The organism is Nonomuraea turkmeniaca, assembly GCF_005889735.1.
Taxonomy (GTDB): Bacteria; Actinomycetota; Actinomycetes; order Streptosporangiales; family Streptosporangiaceae; genus Nonomuraea; species Nonomuraea turkmeniaca.
Genome location: NZ_VCKY01000101.1, coordinates 22621 through 36731, shown reverse-complemented (window position 1 = coordinate 36731; position 14111 = coordinate 22621). Strand labels below are relative to the sequence as shown.

The following is a 14111-nucleotide window of genomic DNA, read 5'->3' as shown; positions in this document are numbered from 1 at the left end:
CTGCGCCCGGTACGCTGACCGCCGCCGACGCGGACCGGCTGGCGGAGGTCGCCGAGGAGATGCGGCCGGTGTTCGGTGCGGGGGATCGCATCCTCGATGCCGCGGCACAGCTCAACGACCTGCTGATACGTCACATGGCCGTCCCCAACCTGCACGGCCATCCGGGCCGGTCCCCCGTGCTCGCCTTCCACAGGGCCGATGCGAGCCTGGTGGACGCATGGGCCGCGGACATGGGCACGGCGCTGGCCATGGTCATCGGCGTCGGCCAATCCGTCCGCCTCGGCGTCTGCCAGGCCGGCAAGTGTTCCCTGGTCTTCTTCGACACCACGCGCAACGCTTCCCGCCGCTTCTGTGACCTGTCCTGCCAGAACCGCGCCAAGGCCAGCGCCTATCGGGCCAGACGGCGGGCTTGAGACGCGCCTCGTCAGGATCCGGACTCGGCGCGCGGCCCCTGCGGGTTCGGCCGGGCGCGTACGTAAGATCATCCGCATGACCTACCTCGCCCACGGCCTTCAGGTCGCCCTCCGCCGGGTCTCCCGGCGAGATCGGTCGGAGTTCCTGGCCCTGAACAAGGAGAGCACCGATTTCCTGAGCCCGTGGATGCCCGGCGCGCCCATCACCACGCCCGAGGCCTTCGACGCGTACATCGAGCGCTTCGTCGGCCCGGCGCACGACGGGTTCGTGATCTGCCGCCTCGACACCGGCGCGATCGCTGGGCGAGTCACCATCAACAACATCGTGCGGGGCACCCACCAGGCCGGGACCGTCGGTTACAACGCCTACGCCGCCACGACGGGCCGCGGCTTCATGACCGAGGGCCTGCGGTTGCTGGTCGAGTACGCCTTCGGCGAGCTCGCGCTGCACCGCCTGGAGGCGAACATCCAGCCGTCCAACACCGCCTCACTCAACCTGATCAAACGCGTCGGGTTCCAGCGCGAGGGTTACTCGCCCAACTTCCAGTTCATCGACGGCGCGTGGCGTGACCACGAGCGCTGGGCCATCACCGCGGAAATGGCCTGAACGGGGTGGCAGGATGGATGGTGTGACGTTCGCGCCGCCGCCGAAAACCGCTGCCTGGCGGCACCTCGACGCGCAAACGGGCTTCGAGGTGGTCTACTTCCGCCCGCTGGGCGACTGGTATCACATCGAGGGTTGTACGACCGGCGTCGAGGAGGGCCGGACGTGGATCGTCGGCTACGCCATCGACGTGGACCCGGGCTGGGTCACGAGACGCGCCGAGATCACCGGACAGTCGGTCGACGGGTCCCGGCGCACGACTCTGGAGGGCGACGGGGACGGCCACTGGCGGGTCGACGGCGTCCCCGCCCCGCACCTCGACGGCTGTTTCGACGTTGACCTGGAGTCGTCGGCGATGACCAACGCGTTCCCCGTGCACCGCATGCGACTGGCCGTGGGCGCGGGTTCCGACGCCCCCGCCGCCTACGTTCGCTCCCTGGACCTGGCCGTCGAGCGCCTGGAACAGCACTATGCCCGGGTCGGCGGCGAGAGCTACGACTACCTCTCAACCGGCGACGGGTTCTCCGCCCAGCTGGTCTACGACGAGTCCGGTTTCGTCATGGACTATCCCGGCATCGCCGTGCGGGCCTTGTAAGCCGTCAGTCCACTACAACCGGTCCAGCGGATCCACCAGGAAGACCCGCTCGGGCGGCAGCACGTCCCTGCCTCACCGGGCGTCCGTCACGGTGAACGAATAGGGCGCCCACGGACCGGTCAGCGCCACCTCGACGCCGTTCCCGCCCGACTCGGCGGCCATGGCGGCGAACTCCTCCTCGCGCCCCACGTCCACCAGGTACGCCCTGTTGAGCAACATCCAGTCCGGACGCCCCGACAGCCGCGGATCCTGGGTGCGGTGGCTGGCGACGGCGACGGTCGCCAGGGCGGCGTGAATGTGCTCGGCCCGCGCGAGCGCCTGCCGCCTGGCGTGCTCCCTGCCCCGCAGGCCGGCCCGGCGGCGCAGCGAAGACGAAGTGCCCGGTTTGCCGGAGTGCTCCGCCGTGCAGTCCTCCGGCGAAGAGGCCGCGTACGCCTTGACGCCCCACTCCCTGCGCCCCGCCACCCGGGAGAGCACCGCCAGGAAGTCGCCGGCGCGGCGGTCCAGCAGGCCACGTACTTGCTCGTCGCCCTCGTACACGGTGACGAGCCGCACGGGCGCGGTCGGCGTGGCGGCCGCCACGGCGTCCACGACCCGATGGTGCGCGCGTGCCGTCTCCCCCAGCCAGTGCATGTCCGCCAGGGAGCGGCGCAACGGCTGCTCGCCGAATCGCTCCAGCGGCACGCTGCTCACGTAGGCGACCAACCCGGCCTGGGCGATGGTCCGCACGGCCGCCACGCCCTCCGGGCAACCCGGGACGGCGTCGCGAGCGACCGCGTACAGGTAGGTGAGCCGGTCACCCATGGCGGCCGGTCTCGGCGGCGGCGAGCCCGCGCTGGGCAGGCCCACGCGTCACGTCCCTTCCTCCTGCGCGATGACGAAGTCGTACGGCGCCAGGGGCCCGAGCAGACGCAGCTCCACCCGGCCCGCCCAGCCTTCGCCGAACTCCCCGAGCGCCCGCTCCAGCGCCTGCTTGTCGCTCATCTCGACCAGCATGGCCACGTTGACCGCGTCCTGCTCGTGCGTCGGCTCCCGGATGACCGCCTGGGAGTAGTGCCCCGCGAGGGCCTCGGTGAGCATCTGCGTGTCCGTGGCGCGTTTCATTTCGATCGTGTTGGCGATGATCTCGCCGAGCCTGATCCGCTCGTTCCTGGTGGCGTCCTCGGACGTGCCGCGGATGGCCTCCCGCAGCGCGGCGGCCTCGGAGTTCTCCGCGAGAATCTCCGCCATCAGGGCCTGCTCGACGTAGCGGCCCTTGACGATGAACTCGGCCTGCCCCTCGAGCTCGCTCAGCGCTTCGAGGAACTCGTCGTGGTGCGGCTCGAGCAGTTCGGAGACGACCGCGTCGTCGTTCGCCACCACCGCGCCGAACCGGAACGGCAACACCGCCACCTTGGCGGCGACGGCGTCGCACAACCGCTCGTGGGCCAGGAAATCCCCCGGCCGACCGAGGGGCTGGTCCACATCGACGTCGCTGACCAGCGCGGCGATCTCACCATGGCGCGCCAGGCGCACCTTGCCCGCCGGATCACCCAGCCCGCCCTCGTTGGACGGGATCTTGGTGTCCGCGGGCACGATGCCATAGACGTACGAGGCCAGGGTCTGGCCCTGCCGCGTGGCCTGCTTGGGTACAGAGGCCCCAGTAACCTTGGTCGATCGTCCCATGTCGCTACTTTCCCTCTCGCTCGACGCGGGATGATTTCTGCCGCTTCTCCGCGGCCTGATCGGCGAAGTCGGCCAGCTTCTCGTCGGCCGCCTCCAGCACGCCCTGGATCACGTCCTTGGTCTTGTCCACGCTCGGCTGGCCCTTGGCCTGCGCGATGACCTCGGGAAGCCCCTGCTCGGACTGGGCCAGGTCGAGGCGGTTCGCGGCCTCGGCGAAGCGCAGGTAGGTGTCGACGCTGGCCACGATGACGCGCGCGTCAATGGTGAGGATCTCGATGCCGACGAGCGACACCCTGACGTAGGCGTCGATCACGAGCCCTTTGTCGAGGATGGTGTCGATGACGTCGGCCAGTCCCGACGCTGACGGGCGTCCCATCTGGCCGGCCCCTGCCGGCTGCACTGCCGTGGTCATACCATTTCCCCCCTCTCGCCTCCGGCACCCCTCCCCACAAAAGGCGACACTGAACTACATACGGCAAGATATCGGGCAGGCTTGACGTCTCCGGGAGCTCCTGTTCCCAATCTTGAGACGCGGAGGCGTTTGCCTCAGGTGCTGCTGCGGACGGCCAGGAGCGGGGTGAGGAGGGTGGAGTCGGGCACCGTGCGCCCTTCCAGCTTGTCCATGACCAGGCGGACGGCCTCTCTGCCGACCTCCTCGGCCGGGATCAGCACCGAGGTCAGGGGCGGGCTCGCGCGCTCGGCCACGTCGTCGGGACAGATCGCGATCACGGCCATGTCGTGCGGCACCCGCCGGTCCAGCTGGCGCAGCGCCGCCAGCACGTGCCCGACCGCGGCCTCGTTGTGCACGACCAGGCCGGACAGGCTCGGATGGTCGAGGAGCAGATCGCGTACGGTCTCGTAGACCTCGTCGAACGTCTCCTCACAGGGCAGCGCCACGCCCTTGAGCCCGTGGTCGGCCACCGCGATCTCGAAGCCCTCGCGAGTACGGGTGGCGAAGCCGGTGCCCCGGTCGTAGACCACGGAAGGGGCTCCGAGCAGGGCGATCTCCTCGTGCCCGCGCTCGGCGAGGTGTTCGACGCAGCGGGCCCCGGCGACCCCGAAGTCGAGGTCGACGCAGGTCAGCCCGGCCGGCTCGGCGGGGAAGCCGATGAGCACGCTCGGCTCGGCCAGCTCGCGCAGCAGCGGCACCCGGCGGTCGTCCAGCTCGACGTCCATGAGGACCAGCGCGTCCACCAGCGCGCTCGCTGCCACCCGGCGGATGCCCGCGGTGCCCTCGTCGGCGGTCAGCAGCAGCACGTCGTGGTCGAAGCGGCGGGCGGCCGTGACGACGGCGCTGGCGAAGCGCATCAGCACGGGCACGTGCATGCCGGCCCGCAGCGGCAGCACCAGCGCGATCACGTTGGAGCGTTTGCTGGCCAGCGCCCGGGCGCCGGCGTTGGGGTGGTAGCCGAGCGCGCTGATGCTGTCGAGCACCCGCCGCCGGGTGTCGGCCGAGATCGTCCGCTTGCCGCTGAGCACGTACGAGACCGTGCTGACGGCCACGCCCGCGTGCTTGGCGACCTCGGAGATCGTGACCGTGCGCCGGCTCAAGCCCCGGCTCCGAAGTCGAGCTGGACCAGCGTCACACTGTCGTTCTCGAACACCACATAAAGATCGTGCACTCCGTCGGCGGCCGCAAGGGATGACGTGATGGCGTGATAGTCGTACCGGTCCGTCCTGGGCACCGGGAAGGTCGCCAGGGCCTGGCCGTAGAGTGGGTCGCCGCGGCGGATCGTGATCATGCCGCCTTCGGCGCTGCCTGCCGTGACCACGCAGGCCGTGACGCCGGTCAGGTCAACCTGCCTGAACAGGATCCAGGCACCTTCCACGTCCGACCACACCGCGTCGCCGTCCACTCTGGTCTCGTCCACGAACGTGATCGCGTCGTACTCGTCGTGGCCGGCCGCGCGCAGCAGCCCGGACTGGGGCGGGATGGTCTCCCCCTCGACCTCGAAGCGGGTGCTCAGGCGCAGGTCGGTGGCGCTGCGGCCGACCATGAGCTGGTGCGGCGCGCTCTCGACCACGAACCTGTCTCTGGTCACGTCCCAGAAGGCCAGCTCGGACACGGGAATTTCGAGGGTGACGGTTCGGCTCTCGCCGGGCGCGAGGCGTGCCTTGTCGAAGCCGCGCAGGCGGCGCAGCGGCTGCTTGACGCGGGAGCGTTGCTGATGGGTGTAGAACTGGACGACCTCGACGCCTGGCCGGTCCCCGGTGTTCGTCACCGTGACCTCTGCGGTGAGCACGCCGTCGGCGGTCCGGACGCGCAGGTCGGCGTAGTCGAAGGTGGTGTAGCTCAGGCCGTGGCCGAAGGGGTGCAGCGGGGTGCCGCGGAAGTACTGGTACGTGGCGTCCGAGGCGATGATGTCGTAGTCGAGCAGGTCGGGGAGCTCCTGCTCGGAGCGGTACCACGTCTGGGTCAGGCGGCCCTCCGGGTCCGCGTCGCCGAACAACACCTCGGCCAGCGCGTGACCGTACTCCTGGCCGCCGTGGGCGGACCACAACACCGCGGGCACCTCGTCGTCGGTCCAGGTGAGCGGGTAGCCGCTGGTGATGACCATGACGGTACGGGGGTTGGCCTTGCGCACGGCGGCCACCACGGCGTCCTGGGCGGAGGCCAGGGCCAGCGTCATGCGGTCCTCGGTCTCACGCCCGTTCACCAGCGGGTGGTCGCCGACCACCACGACCGCCACGTCGGCGTCCGCGGCGAGGCGGGAGGCCTGGTCGGTGCCGCTCCTGAGCACCTCCATGGCCAGCCACACGGCCTGGTCGGCGTCGTCGATCAGGCGTAGCACGCCGTCCTCGCCCGCGCCCACGTAGCAGCCGGTCGAGATGTGCCGCAGGGCGAGCGTGCCGCGCGGCCGCTCCTCCATGCGGAAGGTCTCGCGCACCTCCCACCCGTTCGGTCCCGGCTGGTCGTTGACCAGCGTGCCGCCGTCCACCGAGACGAACCGGCCGGTCGTCACGGAACGCAGCGCGTACGCGCCGCCGCCCCAGTCGAACAGGTCGAACATGCCGGCCTCGGCAGCCTTGATCTGGAGCGGGCCGCCGGCGGGGTCGGCGATGACGGGGCCGGCGTCGGCGGTCAGCGTCACCCGGTCCACGGCCTCGCAGAAGATCGTCTCGCACCGCTCGGCCAGCCCGGCGCGGGCGGTCACGGCGTACGGCAGGGTGCCGCTGTACCAATCCTCCAGGAGCGTGTCGCCGAGCTGCCCGATCACCGCGATCCTCGTCACGTCCGCCAGCGGCAGCAGGCCGTCGTTCTTCAGCAGCACGAACGAGCGCCGCGCCGCCTCCCTGGCCAGCGCTTGATGCTCGGGGCAGTTGACCACGTTGTCGGTGATGTCGTCGTACGGCGTCCCCTGGTCGAACTCGCCCAGCCTCAGCCTGATCGACAACACGTGCCGCACGGCCGCGTCGACGTCCTCCTCGGCCAGCAGGCCCGTTTCCAATGCCTCCCGGAGATGTCCGAGCGTGGCCGCGCTGCGGTCGTCGTCCTGGGTGAAGCTGTCCAGTCCGGCCTTGACCGCGTGCGCGTACGCCTCGGGCAGCGTGTCGTGGTACGCCTGCAGCGAGGTGAGGTTGCCCGGCGCGTACGCGTCGCTGACGATCAGCAGGTCATCCGGCGCCCACGCGCGCAGCACGCTGTTGATCAGCGGGCTGAGGTGCGCCGGGCGGCCGTTGACGAGGTTGTAGGAGGGCATGACCGCCACCGCCGCGCCCTGCTCGATGGGCGGCCGGAACGCCGGCAACTCGTACTCGCGCAGCACCCGCGGCGGCATGTTGCTCGAGGTCATGCAGCGGTCGGTCTCGTTGTTGTAGGCGAGGAAGTGCTTGAGCGTGGGCGCCGTCTTGAGAATTTCGGGAGCGCTCCCACGCAGTCCACGCGCGTAGGCGGCGGCCATGACACCGGTCAGCCACGGATCTTCGGAGTAGCCCTCCTCGTTGCGCCCCCAGCGGGGGTCACGCAGCGGGTTGACCACGGGCGCCCACACGTTGAGCCCCGCCCCGGCCGGGTCCTTGTGGTGGAAGGCCAGCACCTCGTCGCTCGCCGCCACGCCGACTCGTCTCACGAGGTCGAGATCCCATGTCGAGGCCAGCCCGATGGCCTGGGGGAACACGGTGGCCGGGCCGAGCCAGGCCAGCCCGTGCAGCACCTCGGTGCCGGTGCGGAAGGCGGCGACGCCCAGCCGGTCGACCGGGGCCTGGTACTGGTGCAGCAGGCCGACCTTCTCTTCGAGCGTGAGCCTGCGCACCAGGTCGTCGATCCGATCGGCAAGGGGTGCCGAGGGGTCGCGGAAGGGGGGTTCGTGCTGCATGGTCATCCCTCTGAGAGAGTGTCGAAGCGCTTCGACGACCGGCCTGGGGAAGTTACGCGGACATTTCGGTGGATTGACTGAAGGGTGCACTTCCCGGTGACCAAGGTCAAGGGATTCGCGATAATCCTCCGGGCAATCTTCCCGAATCGATGGAGTCGAGCACCCTTGCGGCACCGCCGAGCGCGGCGGCGTCGTGACCCAGCGTCGAGGCCACGACCTGGCATCCTCCGGCTTCGGAGGCGATGACGCGGTGGCTCAGCTCGTCGTGGACGGCCGGCAACAACCAGGGCGCGAGCGGCACGTAGTAGCCACCGAGGATCACCACCTCGGGGTTGAGCAAGTTGGCCAGAACGGACACACCCCGGCCCAGGCTCCGGCCGACCGAATCCAACGTGGCCAGGGTGTCGGGGTCGCCGGCGCGGGCCAGGCGTACCGACTCCTCGATCTCGATCTGGATCTCGGCGGGCGAGGGGATCTTACGCAGCACGGCGCCGATCCCCGCCATGGCCTCCAGGCAGCCCCGCCGGCCGCAGTGGCACTCGGGGCCGTCGGGGTCGAGTTGCACGTGGCCGATCTCGCCGCTGTAGCCGAGGCCGCCGCGGCGCACCCGCCCGTCGAGGATGATGCCCGCGCCCACGCCGATCTCGCCGGTCAGGTAGACCATGTCGGAGGTGCCGGCATGAGCGCCGAAACGCTGCTCGGCCAGGGCCGCGAGGTTGGCGTCGTTGTCCACCTGGACGGGGAAGCCGGGGTCGCGCAGCGCCTTGGCCAGGTCGCCGCCGATGTCGGCGTCGTGCCAGCCGAGGTTGGGCGCCAGGCGTACGGTGCCCTGCACGTCGACCAGCCCTGGCACGGCCACGGCCAGGCCGAGCACCTGGCGCTCCTCCTTGGCCATCCGGTTGACCACGCGCCTGATGATCGCCCCGACGCTGGCCACGCCCTGGTTGACCGAGTCACCGGTCGTGAACGAGCGCCGCCAGGTCAGCAGCCGCTCCCCTGCCAGATCGGTGGCCACGGCCGACACGTGGTCGACGTTGATCTCGACGCCGATGGCGGCGTACGGCGAGCCGTCCAGGACGAGCATCGTGGCGGGCCGGCCCACGCGGTTCTCCGTCAGGCCGGTCTCGCGAACCAGCCGCCGGTCGATGAGGTCGGCGACCAGGCTCGACACGGTGGCCTTGTTGAGACCGGTGGAGGCCGCGATGTCGGCACGCGAGCAGGGGGCGTGCTCGCGAACGAACCGCAGCACGACCGCTAGGTTGGTGGCCCGTACGTCGGCGAAGTCGGCCGGCTGCGGGCCGGTCGTAGAAGTGATCAATATCAGCCCCGTTCCCGCCAAGAGACGACCCCAGCATGCCGCATTCCCGGGCCTCCTTCACCAACCTGTGACCGTGACGATCCCTTGTGGTACGGACAACACTCTACTAATTTGTTTGGTCGCAATACCAACTAATTTTAGTAGGCCATCCCCCACTCGGAGAAGGGAGAGATCCATGGCGACCAACACGACTCGCCGCGGGTTCCTCGGCCTGGTAGGCGCAAGCGTTCTGGTGGCGGGCTGCGCCGAGAAGAAATCGGCCTCCAAGGGCACTGCCGTGGCGGCCGACAAGCTCAAGAGCCTGGTGCCGACGCGGATCCCGTTCGAGATCCCCGGGCTCAAGCCGGACCTGCCCGGCAGCGAGTTCGTCGCGCCCGGCTTCCTGACCCGCCCGGCCAACATGGTGCAGGCCATCACCACCAAGCCGCTGACCAGCGGCAAAGAAGTCACCGCGATGACTCCGCTGTGGGGCACCGTGCCGCCGGGGCTGGGCGACAACTCCTACTACGAGTACATGAACGAGCGCCTGGGCGGCACCGTCCGCTTCAACATCTCGGACGGCAACACCTACCACGAGAAGCTCAGCACCACCCTGGCCAGCGGGGACGTGCCCGAGATGGTCATGGTGCCGGGATGGGAGCTCATCAAGATCGCCCGTTTCACCGAGGCGGCCAACAAGCTCTTCGCCGATCTGGGGCCCTACCTGGCCGGGGACAAGGCCAAGGAGTTCCCCCTGCTGGCCAACTACGACACCGCGGCCTGGCAGTACGGCGTCTTCGGCGGCATCCTGCAGGGCATCCCCTGGCAGAACGAGCCGTTCCCGTTCGCCACCTTCGTCCGCCAGGACATCATGGAGGAGCTGGGCCTCCAGCACCCCAAGAGCGGCGACGACCTGCTCGTGCTCGGCAAGGCCATCACCGACGCCAAGAAGAAGCGCTGGGCGTTCGGCGGCGCCATGGAGCAGGAGATGCAGCGGGGCTTCGGCGCGCCGCGCGAATGGCGCAAGAAGAGCGACGGCACGCTCGAGTACAAGTACGAGACCCCTGAGTTTCAAGCCTCGATCGAGTTCATGGTCAAGCTCTTCGAGGCCGGGTACATACATCCGGACATCGTGGCCAACAAGGACGCCGACAACAAGGCCATCTTCGGCAGCGGCCAGATGATCATCTACCGTGACGGGCTCGGCGCCTGGCACGAGGCCCTGGGCCGCTTCCAGGGCGACAATCCCAAGTTCAACATGCAGGCCGTCGTCCCCTATCCGGCCAAGCCCGGCGGCAAAACGATCATGTGGCGAAACGAGCCCGCCGGCATGTTCGTCTTCATCAAGAAGGGCCTCGGCGACGCCCGTACCCGCGAGCTGCTCGCGCTGTCCAACTGGTGCTCCGCGCCGTTCGGCACCCAGGAGTACGAGCTGGTCACCAACGGCGTCGAGGGCAAGCACTACAACGTCAAGGACGGCAAGGTCGAGCAGACCGCGCTGGGCCGCAAGGAGGTGGCGCCCACGTACATGTTCCTGTCCGGCCGGCCGCCGGCGAACGAGAAGGTCCAGTACAAGGGTCTCGTCCAGGCCCTCTACGACTGGCAGACGCAGGCCGCGAAGCTCCTGGAGAACGACCCGTTCGTCGGGATCCGCGTGGAGGTGCCCTCCAAGATGGCCGGCCTGGCGCAGCCCACAGAGGACAAAATGCAGGAGATCTTCCGCGGCAAGCGGCCCGTCTCCGAGTGGGCGAAGATCGTCAAGGAGTGGCAGGACGGCGGCGGCAACGAGGCGCGTGAGTTCTACATGAAGGTCGCGCGGGAGAACGGCAGGCTGTGAGGAGCACTTCATGGGGGTAGTCACGGCCAAGCGGCCGGTCAAGCCCGGCCCGGCCCCCACCGCTGGACAGGTGAAACTGACCTGGCAGGCCAAGCTACGCAGAGACTGGCCGCTGCTCGTGATGAACCTGCCGATGTTCCTGCTGGTGCTCGCCTTCTGGTGGATCCCGGCGCTCGGCAACGTCATCGCCCTCCAGGACTACAACCCCTACACCGGCGGCATCACCGGCAGCCCGATCATCGGCTTCACCAACTTCGCGCTGCTCTTCCAGGACCCGCAGTTCCTGCGGGCGATCACGAACACGCTGTCGATCACGGCCTTCCAGCTCGTCTTCTACTTCCCCGTGCCGATCATGCTGGCGTTGCTGCTCAACAGCATCGTCTCGGCCAAGCTGAGGGCGTTCGTGCAGGGCGTGGTCTACATGCCGTACTTCTTCTCCTGGGTGCTGGTCGTGGCCATCTTCCAGCAGATGTTCGGCGGAGCCGGCCTGCTCGCGCAGATCCTGCGCGAGCGCGGCCACGAGGGCGTCGACTGGATGACGAACTCCGACACGTTCATCCTGCTCATCACCAGCCAGACCATCTGGAAGGACGCCGGCTGGGGCGCGATCATCTTCCTGGCCGCGCTGAGCACCATCGACCCCAACCTGTACGAGGCCGCCGCCGTGGACGGTGCCCGCAGATGGCGGCGCATGTGGCACATCACGCTGCCCGGGCTGCGTCCGGTGATCGTGCTGCTGCTGATCCTGCGCCTGGGTGACGCGCTGAACGTCGGGTTCGAGCAGTTCATGCTGCAACGCAGCGCCGTCGGCAGCGGAGCGTCCGAAGTGTTCGACACGTTCGTCTACTGGGAGGGCCTGCGTACCGGTGACCTCGGGTACGGCGCGGCGGCCGGGCTGTTCAAGGGCCTGATCGGGCTGCTGCTGATCCTGGCGGCCAACCGGGTCGCGCACGCGATGGGCGAGCGAGGAGTGTATTCGCGATCATGACAGCTCTGACCTCTAGGAAACCGTCGAAGCTGGCGCCTTGGGAGGAGCGGCGCTCGCCGGTCGGCCAGGTCGGCAAGGGCACGCTGGTGACGGTGATCGTCCTGGCCGTGCTCGGCCCCCTGTACACGATCGTGCTGACCAGCCTCAGCTCGTCCGCCACCGTCAACCGCGCGGGCGGGCTCGTGCTGGTGCCCGACGAGATCACGTTCGAGGCGTACCGGCAGATCTTCTCCGACACCGTGGTCAGCAGGGCCGTGCTGGTCAGCACCGGGGTGACCGTCATCGGGACGCTGGTCAGCACCGCGGTCAGCATCCTGGGGGCGTACTCGTTGTCACGCCCCGGCTCGTTCCTGCACCGGCCGCTCCTGTTCAGCGTCCTGCTGATGTTCGTGTTCTTCCCCGGCATCATCCCCGTGTATTTGATGGTGAGCGGTCTGGGCCTGAAGGACACGTACTGGTCGCTGATCCTCCCGACCGCCGTGTCGGCGTTCAACGTGGTGGTGTTGCGCTCGTTCTTCATGAACATCCCCGGGGAGGTTCTGGACAGCGCGCGCATCGACGGGGCCGGCGAGTTCCGTATCCTGTGGCGCATCGTGCTGCCCATGTCGAAGGCGGTCACGGCCGTCGTGGCGATGTTCTACGCGGTGGGCTACTGGAACGCCTGGTTCAACGCGATGTTGTACATCGACGACACGCGTAAATGGCCGCTGGCGTTGATCCTGCGCCAGTACGTGGTGGACTCGAACCCGCTGCCGGCGGCCACGGCGGGGGTGACGGGCGACGCGCCCCCGACCTTGGCGATCAAGATGGCGATCGTGGTGATCGCCGTCGTGCCCGCCTTGATCATCTACCCTCTCGTCCAACGCCACTTCACCAAGGGCGTCATCGTGGGGGCCATCAAGGGCTAATGCAGGGCCTTGAGAAGGCGTGCCCCACTCGCTGACTTCGGCCAAGACAGGGTTCCAGCGGCCGGCGCCCCTGTCCTGGGGAGAGAAGTCGTCATGCAGCGCGTCACCACGGTGGGCGGTACGGCTTGTCATCCCTGAGGACGAGCCGGAACCACTCGCTTGAGTGGACTTTCGCGCGTGTTCCATCTCGTACTGGCCAGCCGCCGCTCCGTCAGCGTCAGAAGATCGAAGATGTCCCGCGCGAGATAACCCCTGGTATTTCGTTCCACCTGCTTCGGATGGAGAATTCCGGCTCCCGCGAGTTCCTCCAGCGCCTGCCGCGCCGCAGGATGCGTGACAGAAAGCAGGCACTGCACCGTTCGGGCGGTCACGAGCGGCGCGGCAGGCAGGACGTTGAGGAGGCGTGCCACCGCCGAATCCGCTCGAGGCATCGGTCGAAGCCCCTGCGCTTCCCGGTAGTCGCGATGCCGCTGCAACCATTCATCGTGCAACTCGTGCAACTCGTCGGCGAACTTCTCAGCCTGTTCGGCAGCCGTTGCGCTCGCCGCGAGAAAGACACGCAACCACTCGTTGACGCCCTCCTGGGCCTCCGGCGATCCTCCTTCTCCACCGTGCCGGTACGCCGTAAGCCCGGCCACGTACTCATCCGAGCGCGTCAGCAGCACCAAGCTGATGGGGAGAATCGCGTTGGGCGTCAGCCCGCGCCGCCCGAGCACCGTGTGGATCAACGCTCGGCCGACCCTGCCGTTGCCATCCGTGAAAGGGTGAATGGTTTCGAACTGCGCATGCACTAGAGCGGCCTGGATGAGCGGTGCGTGTACAGCGCTGTTCACGTACGAAACGAGATCGGCCATCAGCGGGCGGACATGTTCGGGCGGGGGCGGAACGAACTCCGCGTCCAGAGGATGCCAGTTGCCGCCTCCCACCCAGTTTTGCACCGCACGCAGCCCGTGGTGTTTCTCCTCAGGAAGCAGCACCTTGTGCAGCACGACGACATCCTCCGCCGACAGCACTTCAGCGGCGACGAGTTCCGTGACGGCCCGCCGAAGCGCCGTCACATTGTTGGCGACCAGCGCGGCCGTCGCGGTGAATCCCCTCGTCACCCCGATATCGTGGGCGGCGAGCTCAGCGAGCGCGACCTGCTGAGGCGAAGCCTGCAGTCCCTCGATCCGCGATGAAGCTATCGCCTCGGACCTGAGCAGGAATCGAGCCAGGCCGTCGACTCCGTCACCAGCCGGGTGCGCCGCGAGCCGCCTTACGAGGCCTTCCACTCGGGACGCGTCCGCGGCGACGTCAGGCGCAACGACATGGCTCGCGCCGACGAGAGGATCCGGCAGGTATGCGTGGTATCGGCCGCCGCGTCTGTCCCGCTTGCTCGGAGCATCCCACGCCGCAGACCACGTCGCCTCAACGTATCCGGCCACCGGATTATCCTTTCACGCACGCCATCGCGATGAAAGGATAACCCCTATCCTTTCATCGCTCGGG

The 14111-nt window shown here is 68.7% G+C and carries 13 protein-coding genes; 6 read left to right on the top strand and 7 right to left on the bottom strand.

Annotated elements, in window-relative coordinates; translation table 11 throughout:
- From ETD86_RS27420 to ETD86_RS27410, 3 genes are all read left to right on the top strand, one after another.
- Positions 1 to 413: CGNR zinc finger domain-containing protein (locus ETD86_RS27420; protein WP_138669039.1), on the top strand; the 413-nt coding region annotated here is incomplete at its 5' end.
- A 76-nt stretch (positions 414 to 489) separates the two neighbouring features.
- Positions 490 to 1020 carry a GNAT family N-acetyltransferase gene (locus tag ETD86_RS27415; RefSeq protein ID WP_138669038.1) on the top strand — a complete coding sequence of 177 codons (531 nt, stop codon included), beginning with the start codon at positions 490 to 492 and terminating at the stop codon, positions 1018 to 1020.
- A gap of 22 nt (positions 1021 to 1042) precedes the next feature.
- Positions 1043 to 1612 (top strand): putative glycolipid-binding domain-containing protein, encoded by a 570-nt coding sequence (locus tag ETD86_RS27410; protein WP_138669037.1) that lies wholly within the window; start codon positions 1043 to 1045, stop codon positions 1610 to 1612.
- Positions 1613 to 1684: 72 nt separating this feature from the next.
- On the opposite strand, the gene ETD86_RS27405 is transcribed toward ETD86_RS27410, so the two are convergent.
- The 6 genes from ETD86_RS27405 to ETD86_RS27380 all read right to left on the bottom strand — a co-directional run bounded on the left by ETD86_RS27405 (position 1685) and on the right by ETD86_RS27380 (position 8911).
- The gene (locus ETD86_RS27405; protein WP_246148259.1) at positions 1685 to 2461 is read right to left on the bottom strand and encodes a GvpL/GvpF family gas vesicle protein; all 777 of its coding nucleotides are present in this window, start codon (positions 2459 to 2461) and stop codon (positions 1685 to 1687) included.
- 3 nt (positions 2462 to 2464) lie between these two features.
- Positions 2465 to 3277: a GvpL/GvpF family gas vesicle protein gene (locus tag ETD86_RS27400; protein WP_138669036.1), complete on the bottom strand. Its 813-nt coding sequence runs from the start codon at positions 3275 to 3277 to the stop codon at positions 2465 to 2467.
- Positions 3278 to 3281: 4 nt separating this feature from the next.
- Positions 3282 to 3689, bottom strand: coding sequence for a gas vesicle protein GvpJ (gene gvpJ / locus ETD86_RS27395; RefSeq protein WP_138669035.1), 408 nt, complete (start codon positions 3687 to 3689; stop codon positions 3282 to 3284).
- Between the two features lie 134 nt (positions 3690 to 3823).
- Entirely contained in the window at positions 3824 to 4828 is a 1005-nt protein-coding gene (locus tag ETD86_RS27390) for a LacI family DNA-binding transcriptional regulator (protein WP_138669034.1), read from the bottom strand.
- Positions 4825 to 7599 (bottom strand): glycoside hydrolase family 3 protein, encoded by a 2775-nt coding sequence (locus tag ETD86_RS27385; RefSeq protein ID WP_138669033.1) that lies wholly within the window; start codon positions 7597 to 7599, stop codon positions 4825 to 4827. The genes ETD86_RS27390 and ETD86_RS27385 overlap by 4 nt, the downstream gene beginning before the upstream one ends.
- A gap of 100 nt (positions 7600 to 7699) precedes the next feature.
- Positions 7700 to 8911 carry an ROK family transcriptional regulator gene (locus ETD86_RS27380; RefSeq protein WP_138669032.1) on the bottom strand — a complete coding sequence of 404 codons (1212 nt, stop codon included), beginning with the start codon at positions 8909 to 8911 and terminating at the stop codon, positions 7700 to 7702.
- 175 nt (positions 8912 to 9086) lie between these two features.
- On the opposite strand from ETD86_RS27380, the gene ETD86_RS27375 reads away from it, so the two are divergent.
- Genes ETD86_RS27375 through ETD86_RS27365 form a run of 3 tightly spaced genes read left to right on the top strand, consistent with a single transcriptional unit; the run spans position 9087 to position 12623 of the window.
- Positions 9087 to 10727 carry an extracellular solute-binding protein gene (locus tag ETD86_RS27375; protein WP_138669031.1) on the top strand — a complete coding sequence of 547 codons (1641 nt, stop codon included), beginning with the start codon at positions 9087 to 9089 and terminating at the stop codon, positions 10725 to 10727.
- Positions 10728 to 10737: 10 nt separating this feature from the next.
- On the top strand, positions 10738 to 11715 hold the full coding sequence (locus ETD86_RS27370) for an ABC transporter permease (RefSeq protein ID WP_138669030.1): 978 nt from the start codon (positions 10738 to 10740) through the stop codon (positions 11713 to 11715).
- Positions 11712 to 12623, top strand: a complete 912-nt coding sequence (locus ETD86_RS27365; RefSeq protein ID WP_211370348.1) for a carbohydrate ABC transporter permease — start codon at positions 11712 to 11714, stop codon at positions 12621 to 12623. The genes ETD86_RS27370 and ETD86_RS27365 overlap by 4 nt, the downstream gene beginning before the upstream one ends.
- 128 nt (positions 12624 to 12751) lie before the next feature.
- Here the strand turns inward: ETD86_RS27365 and ETD86_RS27360 are convergent, their stop codons facing one another.
- Positions 12752 to 13894 (bottom strand): Fic family protein, encoded by a 1143-nt coding sequence (locus ETD86_RS27360; RefSeq protein ID WP_211370347.1) that lies wholly within the window; start codon positions 13892 to 13894, stop codon positions 12752 to 12754.
- Between the last annotated feature and the right edge of the window lie 217 nt (positions 13895 to 14111).